8 protein-coding genes are annotated in these 21570 nt (G+C 55.9%); 7 read left to right on the top strand and 1 reads right to left on the bottom strand.

Going from position 1 to position 21570, the window contains the following annotated elements; genetic code table 11:
• Positions 1 to 40 precede the first annotated feature (40 nt).
• Complete coding sequence (locus CNQ84_RS20400; RefSeq protein WP_133065905.1) at positions 41 to 1402, bottom strand: hypothetical protein; 1362 nt, start codon at positions 1400 to 1402, stop codon at positions 41 to 43.
• Positions 1403 to 1792: 390 nt separating this feature from the next.
• Between CNQ84_RS20400 and CNQ84_RS13790 the strand changes: the two genes are divergently transcribed.
• The 7 genes from CNQ84_RS13790 (at position 1793) to CNQ84_RS13760 (ending at position 21556) form a co-directional block, all read left to right on the top strand.
• Positions 1793 to 2716 (top strand): hypothetical protein, encoded by a 924-nt coding sequence (locus tag CNQ84_RS13790; protein ID WP_133065904.1) that lies wholly within the window; start codon positions 1793 to 1795, stop codon positions 2714 to 2716.
• A 9-nt stretch (positions 2717 to 2725) separates the two neighbouring features.
• Entirely contained in the window at positions 2726 to 3016 is a 291-nt protein-coding gene (locus CNQ84_RS13785; RefSeq protein WP_096005428.1) for a FecR/PupR family sigma factor regulator, read from the top strand.
• A gap of 128 nt (positions 3017 to 3144) precedes the next feature.
• Complete coding sequence (locus CNQ84_RS13780; RefSeq protein WP_096005427.1) at positions 3145 to 4365, top strand: ComEC/Rec2 family competence protein; 1221 nt, start codon at positions 3145 to 3147, stop codon at positions 4363 to 4365.
• 30 nt (positions 4366 to 4395) lie between these two features.
• Positions 4396 to 5249 (top strand): IS5-like element ISPst8 family transposase gene (locus CNQ84_RS13775; protein ID WP_096005426.1). Its coding sequence is split into 2 segments (ribosomal slippage): positions 4396 to 4738 and positions 4738 to 5249, totalling 855 coding nucleotides; the frame shifts between segments, so codons are not numbered across the junction.
• 646 nt (positions 5250 to 5895) lie between these two features.
• Positions 5896 to 7137 carry a substrate-binding domain-containing protein gene (locus tag CNQ84_RS13770; RefSeq protein ID WP_036989900.1) on the top strand — a complete coding sequence of 414 codons (1242 nt, stop codon included), beginning with the start codon at positions 5896 to 5898 and terminating at the stop codon, positions 7135 to 7137.
• A gap of 276 nt (positions 7138 to 7413) precedes the next feature.
• The gene (locus tag CNQ84_RS13765; RefSeq protein WP_096005425.1) at positions 7414 to 20649 is read left to right on the top strand and encodes a filamentous haemagglutinin family protein; all 13236 of its coding nucleotides are present in this window, start codon (positions 7414 to 7416) and stop codon (positions 20647 to 20649) included.
• A gap of 76 nt (positions 20650 to 20725) precedes the next feature.
• A complete protein-coding gene (locus tag CNQ84_RS13760) occupies positions 20726 to 21556 on the top strand; it encodes a transposase (protein WP_096005424.1) in 831 nt (276 codons plus the stop codon).
• Positions 21557 to 21570 lie beyond the last annotated feature (14 nt).

Here is a 21570-nt window from a genome sequence, read left to right as displayed (position 1 = left end):
ACCGTGGTATGGAACTTAAGAGCTCCACATGGAAAGATGCTTAATGAGTATCTGCTTTGGAGCTAACACCAGCTGGTGAGGTTTCGCTTCCCGTCCCGATAATGACGATTTTGGGGGTGTGATCTGAGGTGACTGCTTGGGATTGATCGCCATCTGTATCGGACGGAGCTTGATTCGCCGCTACAACTACGCTGCCCCCGGATGTAATGGCTAAGCCCGAGAGCGTGAGATCCACATTATCAGCATCCTGTGAGTCCAGAAGCTCCATCAGCACCGCTCGATAACCGATGGCCAGGGGCTTCGGAAAAACCTGCGTCATCGTTATGCCCGAGCTGGAGGATCTTGTAACCTGACCCGTGACACCAGGTGCGTCTGGGGCAACCAGCTTGCCCAACGTTTCGATATTACCTGTAATGTTCTGCAGGTTACTTTTCAGCTTTTCAATCGCAGGACTCTCTGCAGAAGGCTGGCTTTTTGGGTCGGCTAACGCAGCTTGCTCTATGGCGCTTATTTCTTCTTGTACCTTGGATTTTTTCTCGGTTAGATCAATCATCGCCTGTGTAGCAGCTGAGACCTGAGCTGAAAGTGCTTGTGAGGCAGAAATGGATATGTCCATTGATCTGGCATAATGGACTTCATGAACGAGAGCTATAACAGGTTTTGTTGACTGCATGTCCTTACCAGGAAGGATCTGTGGTTTTGCTAATGCTCTTATTATAGAGGCATCAGCTGTTCGATTCTTCCCCGTCCAGTATTCTGAAAACAGTGATACTATGTGCTTGGTTTTAACGGATAAAACTTCGGAGCTGGGGACCGAATAAGTTATATAGTTCTGATTGTCTGAGCCAGCTCCAAGGCGTCCTCCAAGCCAGCCACTAGTAAAGTTGGCACCTAATCCCGCTGTTGATAAAGAAGCGAACGAAAACGCAGGAAAAGCGGTGGACTCGTTTAAGTTAAAATTGCCTATATTGGTAGTATCGCATTTGAAGTCGGAGTACTTGAGTTCCGAAGAGGTCCAGGGAGTCACTGCTTCGCCATCCAAAATATAGTCTTTTGTTTCTGGTGGCGTTGGTCTGAGCCTATGGTTCGCGAACACCCGGCAGTAATCCAGATTGTCATAGTAGACAGGGTGAATACTATAAAACTCAACCGGAGCAGATCTCTGCTTGCTGTCTTCTGCTGGGGTATAGCTTGCAAGCAACACAATATCTCCGGGATAGAATCCTTCCCTTGGAGGAAAGATAGGCTTGATCCCCAGCTGGGAAGTGTTTTCAGACCATTGTTTTGCGATACTGCCTGGTTGCATCGCAGGTGATCCACAGCCGCCGAGGATCAATAACGAAAAAAAGGTAGTGACTGCGAGTGTCAGATTGATAGCTCGTTTTGAATTTGTTCTTTTCATGGTATTACCATCCCTGTATTGGCGCTGTGCCATTATTCTTATAGCCAATGTCTTTATTCTGTTCAAGTCCAGTAAAAAATATGCCGACGTTATTCAGCGTGATTCTTGCTGTGGATTGTGACGGATATATTAAAAGATTTATGTAATTTGAGGGGTGTTGATGACGACCCTGGTTTTTTTGGAAAAAACAGAAACCCGGTTCGGTTTGGGGGCTCCCCAAACGTCTATATAGAAAGAGCCACGTAAAAGCCGTCACCAGGCTTCTCTCGATGGCTTCGGAAAATAGGGGGTTCAAGTTTTAACGCTCCTGACGGAAACAGCGTCCTGCTCTGCGTTCCTGAATACGAAAGCATGGTGCAGGGCAGAGTCAGGGCATCAGTGGGGTGGGGCATGTGTCCTTTTGATGGGGCTGATATTCAAGAGAGTTGCATTCGTACCGTGCCGGTACGCCGAGGCGTGTATGACGGGGCCTCTCCCCATGGGTTCAGTGCGGCTCTGAGTGAAATCAGCAACGCTCTGATGGTTTTTGGCCGCTATACAGCCGGCGAGCTGCCGATGCCGCTGCAATACCATAGGCAGGTTTCGCGATACCTTGAACTGGTCAGTAGCGGTGGGCATGAACAGTTCCTTACCAACGGCGGCTGCTCGCCGGCAGTGCACCGCATGCTGGATACAGCTCTTGAGGCGATAGGTGCCATTTCGTATCAGCTGCTATTTCGCGATATAGCCATGTACCTGAACGTGTCTGACGAGATACTGACAGCGGTGTCTGCGCGGGACGGTGTCAATCATCCCGCAAACGGCAGCGTCGAACGCTGGCTCGGCAGGAAAAACAGCGCATTCTTTGAACTGAACAAGACACAACCTCTGATGCTGATGTTGCACGTGTGGCTGAAACAGCAGCCATGCATTCAACCAGTGGATGACTTGCAGTGGAAGTTCAAGATGGCTGACATCATCGAAGATAACCCCCACCGCGATGCAAGGCTGGGTGAGGCAGGACAGCAAAAAAGAGACTTCATCCGGGCGCTGATTGAAAACGCACCGATGAAGAAAACCTGCCACGAGTACGCCTGTGCCATCGCCAATGAGCACTGCATTGCTCTGCCATGTCAGCCCCGTAAGACCTGGCAGGACGTCATCGACGGTGTGGAATGCAGGTTCGGGTATTACGTCACGGAAGACAATCATTTTGTTGCTGCCTGCTCGAGCACTGCGATGGCACTTTATCGGCTCAAGAAGAAGCTGCTTGGCAAAGGCCTCATCCTGGGCAAGAAACTGGGCACGCTCACGATTGAGTATGAAGACGTTTGAAATGTGAGGATGAGCATGATCCCGTCGAGGCCGAAAAACACCAGCCTTTCCAAGTCCGGGTCCGAATCACAGGTGCAGGATCAGGCTCTGGAATGGTTGCTACGTTTGACGTCAGGGCGTGTCACCGAGCAGGAAGCAAACGCCTTTCGGCGCTGGTGTGCACATAGCGAGGAACACAGAAGGGCATTCGCCCGGATCAAGCGAGTATGGGATCTGCTGGGTAAGGCGGCAGAGCACATGGTCGAACCGGAATCTACCCAGACTATCTTCACGGCCTTTCGCAGCATCAAAAAGTGGTGATCTCCCAGAGCCCGCCCTGTGTCGAGCATGCCATTCAGCTGCTTGGGCTTTTTGTTGATGTAAAATGGCTGAAAAAAGCGGAGTAGCCCGGCTGAGGGGCCAGGCATATGCAAAGGGAATCAGTTTTTATGAACCAGGATTGGCAGGTTGATTATACGTTTTATGGCGTGGGGCAGGGGTTGTTCAGTGCGGGGTGTTTGACACTGTTGCCTGCTTACTCAGCTAGGAAGCAATTTCGATGGGTATATGATTGCGGTACTTCTTCAAAACAGTATCACCTGGATACTGCTCTGGAGGGGCTGGCATGCGAATTCAAGAATGAGCCCCTTTATCTTGACCTTGTGACCATTTCGCACTTCGATCATGACCACATCAGTGGGCTTGTCAAACTGCTCAGCCGTTTTGCAGTGGGGGATTTACTGCTGCCGTATATGCCCCTCTGGCAGCGATTGGTTATAGCCTTTCAGGCCGGCCGAGGTAATCGTTCGCTATTGACCCGATTCCTGATCAATCCGGTTGACTTCATCGCCGGGCTGCCCAATGCAAGCGTCCGACGTATTCTGTTGGTCCCTGCCGGGGGGCGAGCTGAAGACAGGCTGCTCAGAGACGAGGCACCATCGGATGGACCACCACGGCAGATAGCTGAAAGCTACCGCGAAGGTCCCCTGCCGGTAGTTGTTCCAACTGAAAAGCGGCCTGATGTGCAAGGCACCGACAACATTCTGGATGCCGACAACATGACGCAGGCGGCGCCGTCCGGAACGGCTGTGGAATTCATGGCGCCGGGGGCCGCCATCGAGGTTGCGGGGTGCTGGGAGTTCATGCCATATAATGATGCGGACTTGACGCCAATGGCATCAGCAGAGTTTATAGCAAGGGTGTCGGGCCTGCGTAAAAAACTGCTGGCCGAAGCGCCTGCGAGTATCAAAGAAACAACCTTGAGCGAGTTGAAAGAGGTATACGCCAACGCATTCAACTCCGCGACGCAACGTGAAAACGGCAACAGGATATCGCTGTTCCTGTACTGCGGGCCGATTACACCTGCACTGGAGGCGGCCCGCCAGCAGGCGGTCGTGTTATCTGGCGCAAAGAATAGATGTTACTATCATCAATTCAATACACCATGCCATGGCAACCTGCTCTATACCGGAGATGGTTACCTGGACACGGATGCGCGCTTTATTGCCATGCGATCCTTCTTGGGCTACCAGCGGGTCGAACGAGTCAGTGCCCTGCAAGTCATGCATCATGGCTCCCGGCATAGTTGGCATGCTGGTCTGGCGCAAAAAATCAAGCCGGACTTCAGTATATTCAGCTCTAGGTTCTGTACGAAAAGTCTGAGGAGATAGAATCGGTGCCATGACAGGCTGGAGATCCGCATGGCAAAGCGTTACGAGCTCCCTGATGCGGCTTGGGAGCTGATCAAGGATCTGGTTTCCCCCGAACAGAAGATGGGACGACCTCGCAGTGATGACCGATTGATGCTCAATGGCATCCTCTGGGTCTTGTGCTCAGGTGCAGCCTGGCGTGACATGCCGGAGCGCTTCGGCCCGTGGTCGACGGTCTACCAGCGTTTTCGCGACTGGCGCGACGATGGCACATTCGATCAAGTGCTTGAGCGTTTGCACATCCGGCTGAACCAGGAAGGCCTGATTGATCTGGATACCTGGATGATCGACTCAACAGCGGTGCGAGCAACCCGAGCTTCTTCTGGAGCCGGGAAAAAGGGGGGCCAGAAGAGCCGGTAGACCATGCGTTGGGACGTAGCCGAGGCGGCCTGACCACCAAGATCCACATGGTCTGCGACGCCAACGGCATACCTCTACGCTTTTTGCTGACACCGGGTCAGGCCAGCGACATATCGAATGCCCAGGTACTTCTCGATCAGGTACGCATCCCCGGCAAGCAAGGTCGGCCCCGCAAGCGCTGCCGCTGGTTGCTGGCAGACAAGGGTTACGATGCCGAGCAGCTGCGTCAGTACTGCGACCGTTACCGAATGCAGCCTGTGATTCCACTGCGAACCATGAAACGTAAGCCCAAGCCAGGATTACCAAGGCTGTTCGATCGCCCGAAATACCGGCAGCGCAACATCATCGAGCGCATGTTCGGCTGGCTAAAGGAGAGCCGCAGGATCGGCACTCGTTACGACAAGCTGGCAAGAAGTTTTGCCGCGATGGTCACGCTGGCTTGCACGCTGCGGTGTTTGCGTCAGTACTTTTCGTACAGAACCTAACCCCGAGCATAAACGGCTACGTCATCCTCATCCCGAAGTGTTTTTTGATTTCTTATCATATCGGCCTCTGCTGGCAAACAAGTACTCGGACGTCAGAGTTTCTTTCGCACGTGGGCTGATGCCTGGAATTCTGAAGCGCCATTACAGAAAAATATGTAACTGATGGTGCTTCCCCTTATTTTCCACAAACCATGACAGTGGATACCACTAAGGCAAACGCCACTGTTATAGTTTTAATTTTTCTCAATTATCCTGAGCCTACATGGAAGTTCTATGAGGGGATAAAAAATATCCCAGATAATATAGTAATTGTTAGGATCCTCTTTTGTGTTTAAGAACATAAAGTCCAGGCCTGTAGATTTATCAGTGTTCTGGATTGATAAACTCTGTTTGATATCAACATCTTGAGGGTGGTTCTTTATGAATCATTGAAGAAATAGGGTTTTCTATGTTTTTTTCCAGGAAATGTGTTTTTATTCAATGTTACGTAACTTTTTTAGCGGGGATGTCATACGGAAGCGCCAATCTTGAGCTGTCACCGAGTGGTGGCGAGGGCAGGAGAGGCAGGCATAGCCACACCATGAATGCCCACTGTAATTCGGTAACCAGTAATTCCAATTATTTCCTAAATGCAGGAGTTGTTAGAATGACTAAGTTTCGTAAGAGCGCCCTGGCGGCGTTGGTTGCAGTAGGTGTTATGGGTATGGCTGGCGCTGCTTCGGCAGCCGTTGTGGGTGGCGGTGCTACTCTGCCGGAAGGTCTGTATGGCAAGGCCAATGCTTCCACTGATGCTAATGGCCAACCATATGATGACCACGGCATTGGTATTCTCCATGATGGTGCAGGCTTCAACCCCTACGTTGGTGTAGGCAGCGGCGCGGGCAAGCGTGCTTTCTTCAACAACAACTCGGACGAGTTCAAGTGGGATCATGATGACAATCCTCTGACTCCTGACGTTCTGTTCTATCCCACCCGAGTCACCGTTGATTATGCTGGCAGTGATTCGCTGGTGAGTGCTGCTGAGCTGGGTTCCTACAACAATCCAAGCAATGCTAATGGTCGCGCCAACTTCGGCGCGCTGATCCAAGTGCCGTCGGTACTTACTTCGGTAACTGTGCCCTTCAACGTACCGGGGCTTCCCACACTGAACCTGACAAGTGAGCAGTTGGCTAAGATCTTCGGTGGTGAAATCACCCGCTGGGACGATAGTCAGCTGGGCCTGACAAATGCACCTGCTGAGGACATCATTGTTGTCCACCGTGGGGATGAAAGTGGCACAACCGAAATCTTCCTGCGCCACCTGAATGCTATTGACAGCGGTGCGGTAGAGTCCGTGAACAAGGACTTTGTTGCTGCCATCAAGCCTGCAGAGCATCCCGCTGCAACCTTCCTGCCTGCCGTTGGCAGCGCTGGTGTGGTGACTGCCGTAGAAGCCACTGCGTATTCGATTGGCTACGTCAGTCCCGATAAAGTGGACTTCGACGACGCTACGGTAGTTGCCTCAATCAATGGTTACCTGCCAACTGAAGTTAACGTTCAAGCGGCTGTTGAAGACTCTCCTGTACCGGCCGGCGCTCTGGTTAACAACCCGCTGGCCTGGGGTATCAGCAACGCCAATCCGAGTACTGGCTACCCGATCGTTGCTTCCACCAACCTGATCTTCAGTCAGTGCTATGCCGATAGCGGTGATGAAAGCAAAATCCGTCAGTTCGTTGGGAATCATTATGATGTGAATTACACATTAAATGATCAGGAAATCGAAGAGGCCGGTTTCGTCAAGCTCCCTGCCGCTTGGTTGAATGCTGTGCGTGATAACTTCTGGGCAAGCAACAGCAGCCTGAGCATCGGCAATGCCAACGTATGTAATGGTAAAGGCCGCCCGCAATAAGGTGCGTCCCGGCTTTGAGTGCTTCACCTGACTTCCCCTAGCACGGTACTCAAAGCTGATTCAGGCCGGACAGGTATTCGTATCTGTCCGGCCTTCTTTTTGCGCGAACCGCCCATGTGGCACAACATCACATTTTTCCGTCAGCGCGGATTATTAAATTTTTATGACATGGTTCGGTCTTCTTGATTGCCATTCGACTCTTTCCATAGAGCAATGTTTTTCCAGCAGACCAGCCCGCAGCCGTGCTGACAGTGCAGCATCAATAAGGAAAGAGTAATGACGCGACAACCCTCCACTTACCGCCGCAAGAATAGTCGGCCGTCATTTGTCCGCAGGCCGCTGGCTCAGGCTGTTGCACTGCTGCTGATTGCTGGTACTGCCGAAGCTGCCCCGCGCCCATTCAGTTCCGACTGGTTCGCCGCCAAGGGTGCTGCGCAAGCTACCAATCCCAATCCCAACCCCAATCGCCCCGGCGTACATGTCCCAGGTACACCGCCGCCTTTGGCTCAGCAGCAAAAAAATAATGCCCAATTGCAACGCACGCTGAATAATATCGGGCGTACCGCCGCGTCGATTGCCGCACAGCAATCCGCACAGAAGGCTGCCCGCGAGGCGGCTCTCAAGAACGGTTCACCGATCCCCGAAGGTTATACGCAGGGTGGTTTGTGGGATCGCAATGCTGAGGGTGACCAACTGAACTGGAAAGGTGCCCAATGGGCCAACGGTACACCCAATGTGGGAGACCGAGACCTGACCATCAAACAGACCGAGTCCAAGGCCATCCTTAACTGGGATACCTTCAATATCGGTCGTGATACCAGTCTGCAAATCCAGCAGAACGCCGGGGATGCGGTGCTTAACCGCGTGGTCGGCAACGATATTGCCCCCAGCCAGATCGCCGGCAAACTGCAGGCTGACGGCACCGTAATGGTCATCAACCAGAACGGCGTCATTTTTACCGGCAGCAGCCAAACCAACGTGCGCAATATGGTCGCTGCTGCAGGCACCATCACTGATAGCCAGTTCGAGAATAACGGCCTGTATAACGGCAATAGCGCCACCTTTACCAATGCAGCCGGTGATGTGCTGGTGGAGCAGGGCGCTCAGATCAGCACCCATGCACCTGAAACCAGCACCCAGGGCGGCGGTTATGTCCTGTTGCTGGGCCAGAATGTTGAGAACGCTGGTGAGATCAATACTGTCAACGGCCAGACGGCTATGGCTGCTGGCGATAACTTTATTATCAAACGAGGCCAAGCCACCACGGGTGGTGATCTGCAATCCACCGTACGGGGTAACGTAGTTACTACCACCGGCAATGGCACGGTAACCAACAGCGGTATTATCCAGGCCAGCACCGGCGATATCAGCTTGACCGGTAATCAGGTCAGGCAGGAAGGTGTGTTGCTCTCCAGCACCTCGGTCAATAACCGGGGTACAGTACACCTGAACGCCAGCGGTACCGATGCCAATATCACTTTGGCTGAAGGCAGCACAACGGCCATCCTGCTGGAAGATACCGATACAACCGCACTGGATAGTCAGCGTGATGGCCTGCAGGGCCCCGTGCAGGGTGATGGAACAGGCAATAATATCGTCCCCGCGGATCAATATCGCCGCGACCAATCACTGATCGAAATCACCAGCAACGGCACCGTGGACTTCGAGACGGGGTCCATGACCCTCGCTACCGGCGGCCAGATTGCGGTGGATGCAGCACAACGCAGCTTGGTACGCGATGGCGCAACTCTGGATGTCTCCGGTGCCGTAGGCGTTAAAGTCGCCATGGAAAATAACAGTGTCAAGGTCAATATCCAGGGCAACGAGCTGCGCGACTCATCAGTTAACCGCGATAGCGACGAGGACAATGGCCGCAGCCATCTGGCCAGCAACGAGGTCTGGGTCGATGTGCGCGATCTGGTGCATGTGCCAGCCGGTACCAACGGTTATGAAACCGACCGCTGGTACACCAAGGGTGGATTACTGGAGGTCAGCGGTTATCTGGGTACCCAGGGCCACAGTGTAGGCGAATGGATGGCCCAGGGCGGTAGCGTTATCTTTACCGGTAACGATGTGGTGACCCAGCAAGGCTCACAGATCAACCTGTCCGGCGGCACCCTGGATGTGCAGAGCGGTGAGATTCAGCTGTCCTGGCTCAAAGGTGTCGATGGCCGACTCTATGAAGTCTCCAGTGCACCGGGTGATTTGCTGTATACCGGCATTTACAAAGGCTATGAGCTGAACAGCGACCGCTGGGGCCAGAAACAGTCCTGGTGGAACCCGCTGATTACCCCCAGATCCCGACTGGAAAACGGCTATACCGTAGGCCGGGATGCCGGCACTTTGGTCATCGGTACCAGTAATGCGGTACTGGAAGGGGATATTGTTGGCGACACCTATAAGGGCGATCGCCAGAATCAGGCCGCCCAAGCCGGGCTGGATGGCTATAACCAATCGCAGAAAGCCGTAGCCCGTGGTGCCAATCTGGTGGTGGGGGATTACGTACCCTTCTATGTTAAGGACAGTGGGACCATTCAACATCGGCTGACCGCTACCAGCAATACCATCCAGGACATTATCTTCAACAATACGGCGGGCAATATTGCCGCCGGCCTGGATCTGACCGAGGTACTGCCGGAAGACCGCAACGGCACCTTATACCTGAATACCGACCAATTGAATGACTTCAATCTGGGCGGCATCAAGGTGGCTGCCGGCAATAGCATCAGAGTGGATAATGACCTCGCGGCTGGCCATGCCGGTAACATTACCCTCTATGGCCCACAGGTCGATGTCAATGCCGACCTGACCGCCCATAGTGGTGCTATCCAGATGGGCAACGTGCTTAACCAGATCGGCACCTTGAATACCAATATTCAGGATGTCGTGCTTAACGCGGCAGAGGGCACTGGCACCACGCCTAGCGTCACGGTGGCGGACGGTGTAAAGATTAACGCCAGAGGCCTATGGAGCAATCTGTTGCTGGACCCAACGGACACCAGCGCCTTGCCCTACCAGAACGGTGGCAGCGTTTCAGTTCGCAGCAGCGGCGATATCACCCTGAACGAAGGCAGTTTGATTGATGTATCTTCTGGTGCGGCTTTGTTGTCTAGTGGAAATCAGCAGGGTGGGCGCGGCGGCAATGTAACCCTAGGGGCGGCTGCCCAAGGCGGTTCTGGTGCGCTGGTGCTGAACAGCGATATCCACGGTTACGGCGTGCAGGGTGGCGGCACTTTGAGTATTGAAACGGGGACTGCCGTTGTCGTAGGTGACCAGCCGCTGTTTCAGAACGCAGAGTATTTGGAGGCAGGCAAAGCCGCGCCGATTGCTGTCCGGCTGGATGAGCCACTGACTGTTCTGGCCGGGGAGACCTTGCCGGCAAATGCCACTTACGACAAAGTGTTTGCCAATCAGATACTGCCAACACAGATCAACTTTACCAATACCGGGCATACCTTGGATATTGTCGTTGGTCCCGGCGGCTGGGATTTGAACGGCACCGGTTTGGATGTCTATGTCAATGGCAGCAACTCTTCCGCCAATCGTTATCGTGGGAATACCGGCTCCAACAGGGTGGTGCCGGAGGGTACTCGGGTCACCCGAATAAACAGCGGTTACTTGCCTGCAGGTTATGAAATGCCGGCGTTTGTAACGGAACTATCGACCCCAACCTATACCGTTCAAGCTGGCCAGGCGGCACTGATAGATACGCTGCTGCCGGTGGGGAGCCTGGTAAAGCCAGGTGCTCTGGTGAATCAGGCTGTAGCTATTCAGGCACCGCTGCAGTTAGCCGAAGATGTGTTCACCAAGGGCTTTTCTCAATATACAGTGACTGGCCAACTGGGTGCTCTAGTTGTTGAAGGGGCGCAAGTCGATGTAAGCATGCCGGTATACCGCTTTGGTGAGCACAGCCAAGGGAGTGCCACCGGTAGCGACGCTGGGGCCTTGGAGTTATGGACACCGCCGCTGTATCTGGAGAACGCAATTACCGGCGTACTGACACAGCGTAAAGGCGCGAGCCTGAGTTTACAGGCCGGCAATAGTCACTCCACGGATGCCGTCGCCACTCAACTGCATATTGATCGTGGTGCGCGCATCGCCGTTGACCCAGGCCAAGCCATCTCACTACAGAGTATTGGCCAGTTGACTGTGGACGGTACTTTGCAAGCTTGGGGAGGGAGCATTGAGCTGGGTCAGGCTACGTCCTCTACTGCGAGTACAGACGCTGGCAGCTCCGTTTGGTTGAGTGAAACCGCTGTGCTGGATGTGGCCGCAAGGGCTGCTACAGCGGTGGACGCCTGGGGCAATACTTATGGCCAAGTGCACAATGGCGGCAACATCATTATTGGCAACCAGACCGACCACAGCGATGGCAACAATGATGGTATGGATCTATTCGTGGTGGTGCGCGAAGGGGCGGTTCTGGATGCCTCGGGTAGCAGTGCGGTGCTGAATATAGCCGGTCAAGGAACGACTGCCGTTGCCAGTCACGGCGGGCAGATTTCATTGAGTTCGCTCAGAGGTCTGTATCTGGATGGCGAGATACGCGCCAATGCTGGCGGTGCAGGAGCGGCGGGCGGTAACTTATCGATCTCCATTGGTAGTGGCGCAGCACGGGGGACTGCCCCAAGCCGTACAAACCAGATTCGCGAACTGGTGGTCAGCCAGCAGAAGGTGGACAGCTTGTTGCCCACGGATGTCACTGCAGCCCAGGCGGCTGACTCGCTCGTCTATGGTCACGCGAAGATTGGAGTGGATCAGATTGAGTCGGGCGCCTTTGATAGCCTGACCCTGCATAGCGGCGGCATGATTGCCTTTGATGGCGATGTGAATCTGTCCATGGGCCAGGCATTGAATCTGTATGCCGGTTCGCTGGGCTTGGCTGAAGGGGCTGCAGATAGCCAAGTGCGCTTGGCTGCACCATATATTCGCCTGGCGAGTTCGTTCCTGAATGTGGGAACAGGAAACGCACGAATAGATTACTTGGGAATGCACTACGCTGACAGGTGGATGGATATCACATCGCATCCTTTGACTGGCGGGCTAATTCTAGATGCCAGTCAGTTGTTGGAGGTGCGCGGTGGTCAGGGCTTGGGTAATGGTGGTCAGTTGACTATTGGAGGTGAGCTTGTTGTCCGCCCAGGCTTTGACCATATCAATCTGGTCAGCGGGGGTGACCTGCAATTCGGTTCGGGCACTTTCTATACTGCGGGCGACCTGACTCTGGCTGCCGCACAGTTCTATCCTGTTACCGGCACCAGCGCTGCAATATATGCAGGCTGGCGCGGCAATAACTTTGACTATGATCCCGAGCGCACCCTGACCTTAGCGCGTACCACGGAAGTTGTGCCGGATGTGCCTTACTCCGTATTTGGTAGTCTGACCCTGGGTGCCGATACGATTAATCAAGGTGGTATTGTCCGTGCCCCGCTAGGTGCCGTGAGCTTGGGTACGGGCTCAGGCTCTGCTCGCTATACCAAGGTGGTTAATTTACAGGATGGTAGCCTGACCTCCGCTAGTGCTGTCGGGCTGCTTATGCCCTACGGAGGCACGACTGATGGGCTGACGTGGCAATACGCTGGTGATGAGGTGCAATTGCAGGGCGTAGGCACATTGGCGGCGGGCAGCGTGACCCTGTCCGGGCAGCAAGTTGATGTGCAGCAAGGTGCAGTCATCGATCTGTCCGGTGGCGGAGAGTTGACCGGCGCAGGCTTTGTGTCTGGTCGTGGTGGTTCGACGGATGCCCGTTACAACCCGCTGGTACAGATTGGCAGTGATGGATTGAGCTTACCAGGCCTGGATACCAACCCGGTCTATGCCATTGTGCCGGGCGTGCAAGGTGTTGCCCCTGTGGGTGGGGAAGCTGGCGCGGTTGATGCTGTGGTTGGTCAACAGATCACCATAGGCGCGGGGGTACCGGGGCTGGCGGCGGGTACTTATACTTTGATGCCATCGACCTACGCCTTGTTGCCCGGTGCCTTCCGCGTGGAGATCAATGGCTTGGCCGGGCAGGGTACTGCGACGGGTACGCAGGCCATGCGTAATGGTTCTTTTGCTACCTCTGGTGTGTTGTCAGTGGCGGGTACGGGTATTCGCGACAGCTTGGCCAGCCAACTGATACTGACGCCTGCGGATACGTTGCGCACTTATTCGCAATATAACGAAACCTGCTATGCCGATTTTGTACGTGCTGATGCTGCCCGTCTTGGGGTGCCACGTGCGCTGATCGAAGCTGATGCTAAAAGCCTGCGCTTGCATTTCGCCAGTCGCGATACGGATAAGGATGAGCTAAGCCTACGCTTTGACGGGAATGTGTTAGGCGAAGCTGCTGAGGGGGGCTATGGCAGTACCCTTGCTATAACGGCACTTAGCCTGCGCGACAGGATAGAGATTCTTTCTGATGGCGGGTTGCCCAGCGAGGGTTATGCCACCGCGTTACGAGCATCGGATCTTGACAATATAGCTGTGAACCGCTTGACCATCGGCGGGACGCCACGCGTGAACTACGGGCAGGGTGGTAATATGCTGCTCGTCGATGACGGCAACCCCGTCGCTGGTATTACTGTGCGCAGTGGTGCGGTTCTGACTGCGCCGGAAGTGATGTTGATCAGTACTGGCCTTCAAAGTGACAGCAGTAGCGCCATTGAAATTGAACAAGGTGCTGTCATCAATACGTTGGGGCAAGGCGATGCAGCCTATGATTCAAATGATGGCTTCATTTATCAGCCGGGTAAAGCCAGTGTCGTGGCTGTGTCCAATGGAACTTTGCAGTGGCTGGCACCGGCGGAGAGTTCTGGTAACTCAGGTCCTGGACATATCCGCATCGGCGGTTGTGCGACAGTTGACTGCACCGGCACCACTCAACTCTATTCCGAAGGCAGTATTTCTTTTGTCACCAATAACGATTTTGAGCTGGACGATGACGTCCGCTACGGCACCCGCCATCTGAGTCTGGGCGTTGGTTCTTTCAATATCGGCAGTACCGAGGCACTGGCCGCTGCAGCGGCGCGTAACGCGCTTGCACCCGGCCTGGCGCTCAATCAGCAGGTGATGGAGCGTCTGCTGCAAGGGGATACCTCAGTGGGTGCCCCGGCATTGGAAACGCTGGAACTGATTGCCGCTGACTCGGTGAACTTCTTTGATTCGGTCACCTTGTCCACGCTGGATGCTAATGGCAAGTCGTTGCTGGATAATCTGCTGCTGACCACCCCGGCCATCTATGGCTATGGGGATGCCAGTGATGTGGCGTTGATCGAAACCGGTCACCTGATCTGGAATGGTTCCGGCGATACCCCCGGTGCAGTGGTAACCGATGGCGCAGGTACCGGCAGCGGTAGCCTGACGGTGGATGCCGAACGCATTACCTTTGGTTATGGCCTTTGGCGCCATCCGGATGGCATCAGTTCGCTGGATCGGCTGGCGCTGGGTTTTACCAATGTGAACCTGAATGCCAGTGACCGTATTACGGCCAACAATAAGGGCACGCTGGCGGTGTACCAGAGCCAGAGCGCCTATGTGCCGGGTGAGGGCGTGTCGTACAGCGGCGGCAACCTGAACATCACCACACCGCTGATTACCGGTGAGGCTGGGTCGGTTAATAACATTACTGCGGGCGGTACCATTCGTGTTGCGGCCCCGCAAGCCGGTGCAGCTGACCCAGCTGAACTGTCGGCGCTGGGCGCGGAGTTCTCGCTTACCGCAGGGCAGGGGTTGAGTCTGGACACTGCGGTGGCCCTGCCCAGCGGCAAGCTGACGTTGGCGGCTGACGGTGACCTGACCCTGGGCAACAATGCCCACCTGGATCTGTCTGGCCGCAGTGTTGAGTTCTTTGATGATGAAGACGCCACCCAATACAGCTGGGGTGGTGATGTAACGTTGGAGAGCAGCGCTGGCAATATTCGCCAGGCGGCGGGCTCCACTATCGATCTGTCTGCCGAGCATAACCAAGGCGGGCGTTTGACCGCTGTGGCGCTGGCCGAGAGTGCCGGATTGGTTGATCTGCAGGGGCAGATTCTGGCCGCTGCCAGTGGCTATTACGAAGCGGGGGGGACCTATGTGCCCTATCTGGCGGGCGGTATCGAGCTGCGTGCTCAGACTTTGGGCAGCAACCTGAACGAGGCCTTTACCGCGCTTAACCAGCGGTTGAATGAAGGTGAGGTAACTGGCCTGCGCAGCTTCCAGCTCAAGCAGGGTGATCTGGCCATTGGCAGTGATGTTCGCGCCAACCAGATTGAAGTATCGCTGGATGGTGGGCAGCTGATTGTGGATGGCACGCTGGACGCCAGCGGTGAGCGGGTTGGCAGCATTCGCCTGGCCGGTAAGCAGGGGCTGACCCTGACCGGCAATGCCGTGCTGGATGCCCATGGCAGCCTGCTGCGCCTGGACAGTTATGGGCAGATTATCGATGCACCCAACCGCGCTATGGTGGAGCTGAACTCCGGCGATGGGCAACTGACCCTGGCCAATGGCGCGCGTATTGACCTGCGCCACGGTACTGACGATGCCCGAGTGGCGGCCGACCCGAGCCTGCACGATGGCCGTGACCGGGGCACTCTAGAGCTGTTTGCGCCGCGGCTGGGTGGTGCTGACGCCGGGGATGTGGCTATTGATGCCAGCGGGGTGCTGGATATTGACGGTGCTCGCTGGATTGCGCTGAATGCGCTGCAGCGTTATGACGATGCCGCCTACGGTACTGATGAGGCAGCCAGTGGTCGCCCTTATCAGGTGATTGACCAGGCCTATCTGGATGCCAAACATGCGGACAGCCGCGCCTTTATCAATGCTGCCCTCAATAACAGCAACCTGCTGGATAACAAGCTGGCGGGGCTGAATAACAGCACGTACGCAAACGCCTTCCACCTGCGCCCTGGCGTAGAAATTATCAGCAAGACAGCGGATGGTGACTTGATGGTCAGCGGCGATCTGGACTTGTCGGGTCATCGCTATGCCAGCCTTAATCCGCATAGCCAGCAGACCAGCGTATATGGCTCGGGCGAGGCCGGGGCGCTGGCGATTCGCGCCGGTGGTGACCTGAATATCTACGGCAGCATCAACGATGGCTTTGCACCGCCGCCGGATACCCCGGATGACAACGGTTGGGTACTGACGCCTGGTGTGCAGGCTTACGGTGGGGATGTCATCGTACCCGGCGCAGGCGTGCAGCTGGCTGCTGGCACGCTGTTCCCGGCCAACAAGACCCTGAACTATGCAGTGCCGATCCGGGCGCTGACCCTGCCGGCCAATACCGAGCTGCCGGTGCAGGGGGAGTTGGCGGCAAATATCACGCTGCCGGCCAATACGGTACTCAGTGCGGCAGTACGTGATGCCGATAACAATGTGCTGTATGCCGCCGGCACCCTGCTGGAGCAGGCCACGGTGCTGCCACGGGGCACACGGCTGGATGCCGGCAGCCGCCTGCCAGCCAACGCCGCGCTGACCTCCATGACCTGGCCCGCCGGGGTACCGCTGCCGGTGGCCGCCACATTGGCGAACAACACCACTTTGCCAGTCGGCGGGCTGATTCCGTCCATGACCGATGTCAAACTGGTGGGTGATGCCATCTCGGTACCGCTGCGCAGCGTCAATGGTGAGCGTATGGGCCGCAACTGGGCGGTGGCCGCGATGTTGCCGGAAGGCTCACAATCCTGGGGCATGCGTTTGGTGGCGGGGGCGGATACTCAGGCGGCTGATCCCAGGCTGACACGGCCTGACAGCACTGGCCGTATGGTATTGGCTGACACCCATTACAGCCTTTACAACCAGAGAAGCATGCTGGCTGCAGGGGGCGAAACCGTACTGGTCTGGCTGGAAGGCAACTGGTATGGGCAGGAGCCTGGCACGCCGGTGACGGACGATTGGTCATGGGCCTGTGATGAGTGGAACTGTACGGAAGTAACACTCGCCCCTGAACCTGTGCTGGTCTGGATTGAAGGTAACTGGTATGGGCAGGAGCCTGGCACGCCGGTGACGGACGACTGGCTGTGGGCCTGCGATGACTGGAACTGTGTGACGGAGGCACCGCCTGCTCCAGATCCCATCTTGGTTTGGCTGGAAGGCAACTGGTATGGACAGGAACCTGGCACACCGGTAACGGATGATTGGTCATGGGCCTGTGATGAATGGAACTGTGTAGCGCAAGCCCCGGAAACCGGTGGCTGGAGCGAAGAAGTTATTGCTGTTTACCCGGTGGTGCAGAACTTCAGTGTATTGCGTACCGGTATCGGTGATCTGGATCTGATTGCCGCAGGCGATGTGACCATGCAATCGCTGTATGGCGTTTACACAGCTGGTACCTCAACTGCATCACGAGCGGGTGCCGAGGCGGCAGCGTTCAATCTGGGGCGGGCCAAGCAGGGCGAGACATATCTGGGTACTGATGCCAGCTCCGACCCGGATGGTGGTTCGGGCTATGAAGCGCTGGTGGATGGCGGTGCCGACAGTACCTACGCGGCTTGGTACCCGGATGGCGGTGGTGATCTGTTGCTGCGCAGCGGCGGTAACCTGACTGGTGACTTGATTGCTACCTATGGCCCGGCCTGGCCTGGTCAAGAGTTACGGAAGCAACGCAGCAGTGTGGATCAGGGTAATTGGCTGTGGCGTCAGGGCAGTGGCGATACCGCTGGGGTTGACCCGACCGCTACCAGTTGGTGGATCAACTTTGGTACCTATGTGCCGGGCAGCACGGTGTCCAACAAGAACTATGACCTGGATGGTGCTGCTGTGGCTGCAGCAGAGGCCATTCCCGAGCTGGTTGGCTTTACCGGGATTGGTACCCTTGGCGGCGGTAACCTGACGCTGGATGTTGGTGGTGATGCCGGTATGCTGGCGCGTCGAGGGGTGTCACATAACGACCGGCCGCGCAGTGAAGGTTTGGCCCTGGCGATTGGCAGCACTGGGCGGGTAACCGAAACAGGCGAGTTATTGCTGACCGGTGGCGGTGATCTGAACCTGCGGGTGGGTGGCGATCTGAACCCTGGTTTGCAGGCGCGGGTCAGTGATCGTACCCGGCAGAACCTGGACTTGAACGGGGTGCTGAGCAACCTACGCGGTGGTGTGCATTTGCAGGCTGGTGAGATAGGTGGCATTGGCTTGACTTATTACGCCACATCACAGGTGCAGGCTGACCGCGAAGAAATCCGGGCGTTTGACCCCTATACGGCTTCGCTGGCTACCGCGACGGGGGGGCTGGCGCTGATGCTGGGTGATTCGGCTGCGACGCTGACCAGCCGGGGTGACCTGGTGTTGGCGGGCAGCGGTGATCCGGGCCGTGTGGCGTTGCCCTATACGCCTGTAGATGACGGCTATAGCTGGTTCTCACTCTGGACCGAGAATACTGCGATCAACCTGTTCGCGGCGGGTGGCGATCTGACGCCCAGCGTGCAACTGGGTGATGTGCAGGTGAACGTCAACATTCCGGTTCAAGGGCATAACCATTCAAACACCGATGGCCGCTTTGTCCTCCCCTCCCAATTGAGCGTGGTGGCTGCGGATGGCAGCATCTACATGGGCAGGTCTGCATTGGGTAGTGTGACGACGCAGTTCAACGATACCTACCATCTGCTGCTGGCACCCTCGGTCAATGGTAGTTTGGAGCTGCTGGCGGGTGATTCCATCTATGCCGGGGGCTATACGATCAGCCAGTCCGGCGCCAGTCTGGATGTTCTGACGACGCCTTTTGCGCCTGCTTATGCGCAGTTCCCTGATGGCCTGTTGTCGACCAGGGTACATAACCTGAGTGCAGACGCGCAGGTGCCGGATTACAACAGGTTCTCTCTGTTTGCTTTTGGTCCCAATACCTTCTCAGGTGAGTTTGCTGCAGCACAACCGGTGCGTCTGTATGCCTTGAACGGCGATATCGTCGGGCTGAGAACGGGAAGTATCCTGGAGTTCGACTACGGTGGCCGTGCTGGCCAGGTCTGGTATGAAGGGGCAGGACCGGTTTGGACACAGGCAGGGGGTGACATTGTTCGATTTGGCATGTTGCAGGGGGACTCCAGCATTATGCCAATGGATATGGCTTACACGATGGCTGATCCTTACTTTGGTGGTGGCTCCAATACGGGTAGCGTTATTGTGCATAACGACATCAACGATGTTTCTATCGTTGATGCTGGGGGCGACATCCTTTATAGCGGCTTCAATGTGGCCGGCCCCGGCACGTTGGAGATCAATGCTGGGCGCAATATCCTGATGACCGGGCAAGCGGGAGGTGACTACGCCGAAACCGCCATCACCAGCCTTGGCCCTATCTTGGCTGGCGACAATCGCCCCGGTGCCGGGATTGTGATGCAGGCAGGTCTGGGCGAGCAAGGTGCGGACTGGAGCGGTTTGCTGGACTTGTATCTGAATCCAGAGAACCTGGCTGATCCCGAGCTGCCGCTGGCGGATCAGGATGGACTGGTGGCGCATACCTATGAGGACGAACTGGTCGAGTGGCTGCTGGGCCGTTATGGCTTTGCGGCCAGCGACAACGAGACTGCAGTGGATGAGGCGCTGGCGTTCTTTGACGGTCTGGGTGCGGAGCAGCAGCGGGTGTTTGCCCGTGAACTGTACTTTGCTGAGTTGAAGGCCAGCGGCCGTGAATATAACGACGTGGATGCGGCACGCTTTGGCAGTTATCTGCGGGGCCGTAATGCGATTGCGGCGCTGTTCCCGAGTCATGATGTGTCGGGCAATACGCTTGCCTACGCTGGCGATATTCTGATGTATGGCGGTTCCGGGGTGCATACCAACGTGGGGGGAAGCATTCAGATGCTGACCCCGGGTGGGGCGCAGACCTTTGGTGTTGAGGGTGCGGCGCCGCCTGCTACTGCCGGTGTGATTACCCGTGGTCAGGGCGATATCCAGCTGTTCTCCCGGGATAGCATTCTGCTTGGTCAGAGCCGGGTGATGACCACCTTTGGTGGCGACATTCTAGGTTGGTCGGCCGAGGGCGATATCAACGCCGGTCGTGGTTCCAGCACCACGGTGCTCTATACACCGCCGGTGCGGGTATATGACCAGTGGGGCAATGTAACTCTGTCACCGCAGGTGCCTTCAACGGGGGCCGGTATCGCTACGCTGAATCCGATTGCTGAAGTGGCGCCAGGGGATATAGATCTGATTGCACCTCTGGGTACCGTAGATGCCGGCGAGGCAGGTATTCGGGTGTCGGGTAGCGTCAACGTTGCGGCCTTGCAGGTATTGAATGCGGACAATATTCAGGTGCAGGGCGAGTCCACAGGTATTCCGGTGGTGGCGGCGGTGAACGTGGGTGCCTTGACCTCGGCCAGTCAGGCGGCCAGCAGTGCGATAACCGCTGCTGAGCAGGTGAACCAGGCGGCACGTCGCAATATGCCATCGATCATCAATGTGGAGATTCTGGGCTATGGCCATGAGCGGCTGGAGCCGGGCGGTGCTCGGCCTGATCCGCTGTCTTACAACCAGGCTAGCCCGGTTCAGGTGCTGGGGGTTGGGCCTGTGAGTGATGAGGCCATGCAGCAGATGACGGAGGGTGAGCGCCTGGAGTTGTAGGTGGAACAGTAAAGGGCTGTGGCCGCGATCTGTCACTTGCCACAGGCAGTCGCGGCCCTTACTGGAGGGAGTCAAGATGAAGCAGGTTCCGAAGAAGGCAAAAGCCGGTAGTCCGATTTCGATGTATGAGTTGAGCCGGGAGTTGTCCACGCATATTGCAACGGCACTGAAGCGACCGCTGCACGTTCATCGCTATTCCTCTCCTTGTGTATGCATTATCTCTGCTGATTTATGGGGCTGCATGAACAGTCTGAACAGCTACATTCCCAAAGGGCATGTGCTGGTTGAGCTACGTAAGCAGATCGATGCCGTACTGGTCAGTAGTTTCAGGGAGATCTTCACCGTGGCGGACCGGTGCGAAAGCGGATTGGATTTGTCCTTTGTCATCCGTGCCTGGGTTCTGCAGATACTCTACTCGCTTAACCACGCTGGTTTGGTGTACACACGCTTGATCCACGACATGTTGTGGCGCTGGTTCGTCGGTTTTGAAGGCCATTCGGACAGCCTGCCTGACGAGGAGTTGTTCGTACAGGATGTGCAGCTGGTCAGCGATGATCCCGGTGTTGTTGGTGTGGTGTATCGTTACCTGAATGACAATCTGCAACTCATGGACGGCTCAACTGATCTGTTACCCAATCTTGGCTTCCTGCAAACCCTTCATGCGCAGCATCACGGGCAGGATGCAGCGGATACTGAGACGGACGGTGCAGAATGGCAACACCGTATGAACAAGAAAAGTTATCGGTATTCCGAGGGCTTCACCGACGCCAGAAATGTTGTCTACCTGGGCACTGGAACCGACATATTTGCTTCGTCGTCCTGTCTGAGCGTTGATAGTACCAGTCTGGGGTTTGTGCCGGGGCAGCAGGGGATTGCGAATGTGGTGGATATTTTGAGTAGGAAGTAGGGTGTTTGGCAAGA

The sequence above is a fragment of the Pseudomonas abyssi genome (assembly GCF_002307495.1).
In the GTDB taxonomy this organism is placed as follows: Bacteria; Pseudomonadota; Gammaproteobacteria; order Pseudomonadales; family Pseudomonadaceae; genus Halopseudomonas; species Halopseudomonas abyssi.
Note: the sequence above shows the minus strand (reverse complement) of the source record. Positions and strands in the feature narration are given on the sequence as shown.

What these genes read in the sequence shown, in the direction of transcription:
- CNQ84_RS20400 (WP_133065905.1), bottom strand. Translation starts at nt 1,402, where the DNA reads ATGAAAAGAACAAATTCAAAACGAGCTATCAATCTGACACTCGCAGTC.
- CNQ84_RS13790 (WP_133065904.1), top strand. Translation starts at nt 1,793, where the DNA reads ATGTGTCCTTTTGATGGGGCTGATATTCAAGAGAGTTGCATTCGTACC.
- CNQ84_RS13785 (WP_096005428.1), top strand. Translation starts at nt 2,726, where the DNA reads ATGAGCATGATCCCGTCGAGGCCGAAAAACACCAGCCTTTCCAAGTCC.
- CNQ84_RS13780 (WP_096005427.1), top strand. Translation starts at nt 3,145, where the DNA reads ATGAACCAGGATTGGCAGGTTGATTATACGTTTTATGGCGTGGGGCAG.
- CNQ84_RS13770 (WP_036989900.1), top strand. Translation starts at nt 5,896, where the DNA reads ATGACTAAGTTTCGTAAGAGCGCCCTGGCGGCGTTGGTTGCAGTAGGT.
- CNQ84_RS13765 (WP_096005425.1), top strand. Translation starts at nt 7,414, where the DNA reads ATGACGCGACAACCCTCCACTTACCGCCGCAAGAATAGTCGGCCGTCA.
- CNQ84_RS13760 (WP_096005424.1), top strand. Translation starts at nt 20,726, where the DNA reads ATGAAGCAGGTTCCGAAGAAGGCAAAAGCCGGTAGTCCGATTTCGATG.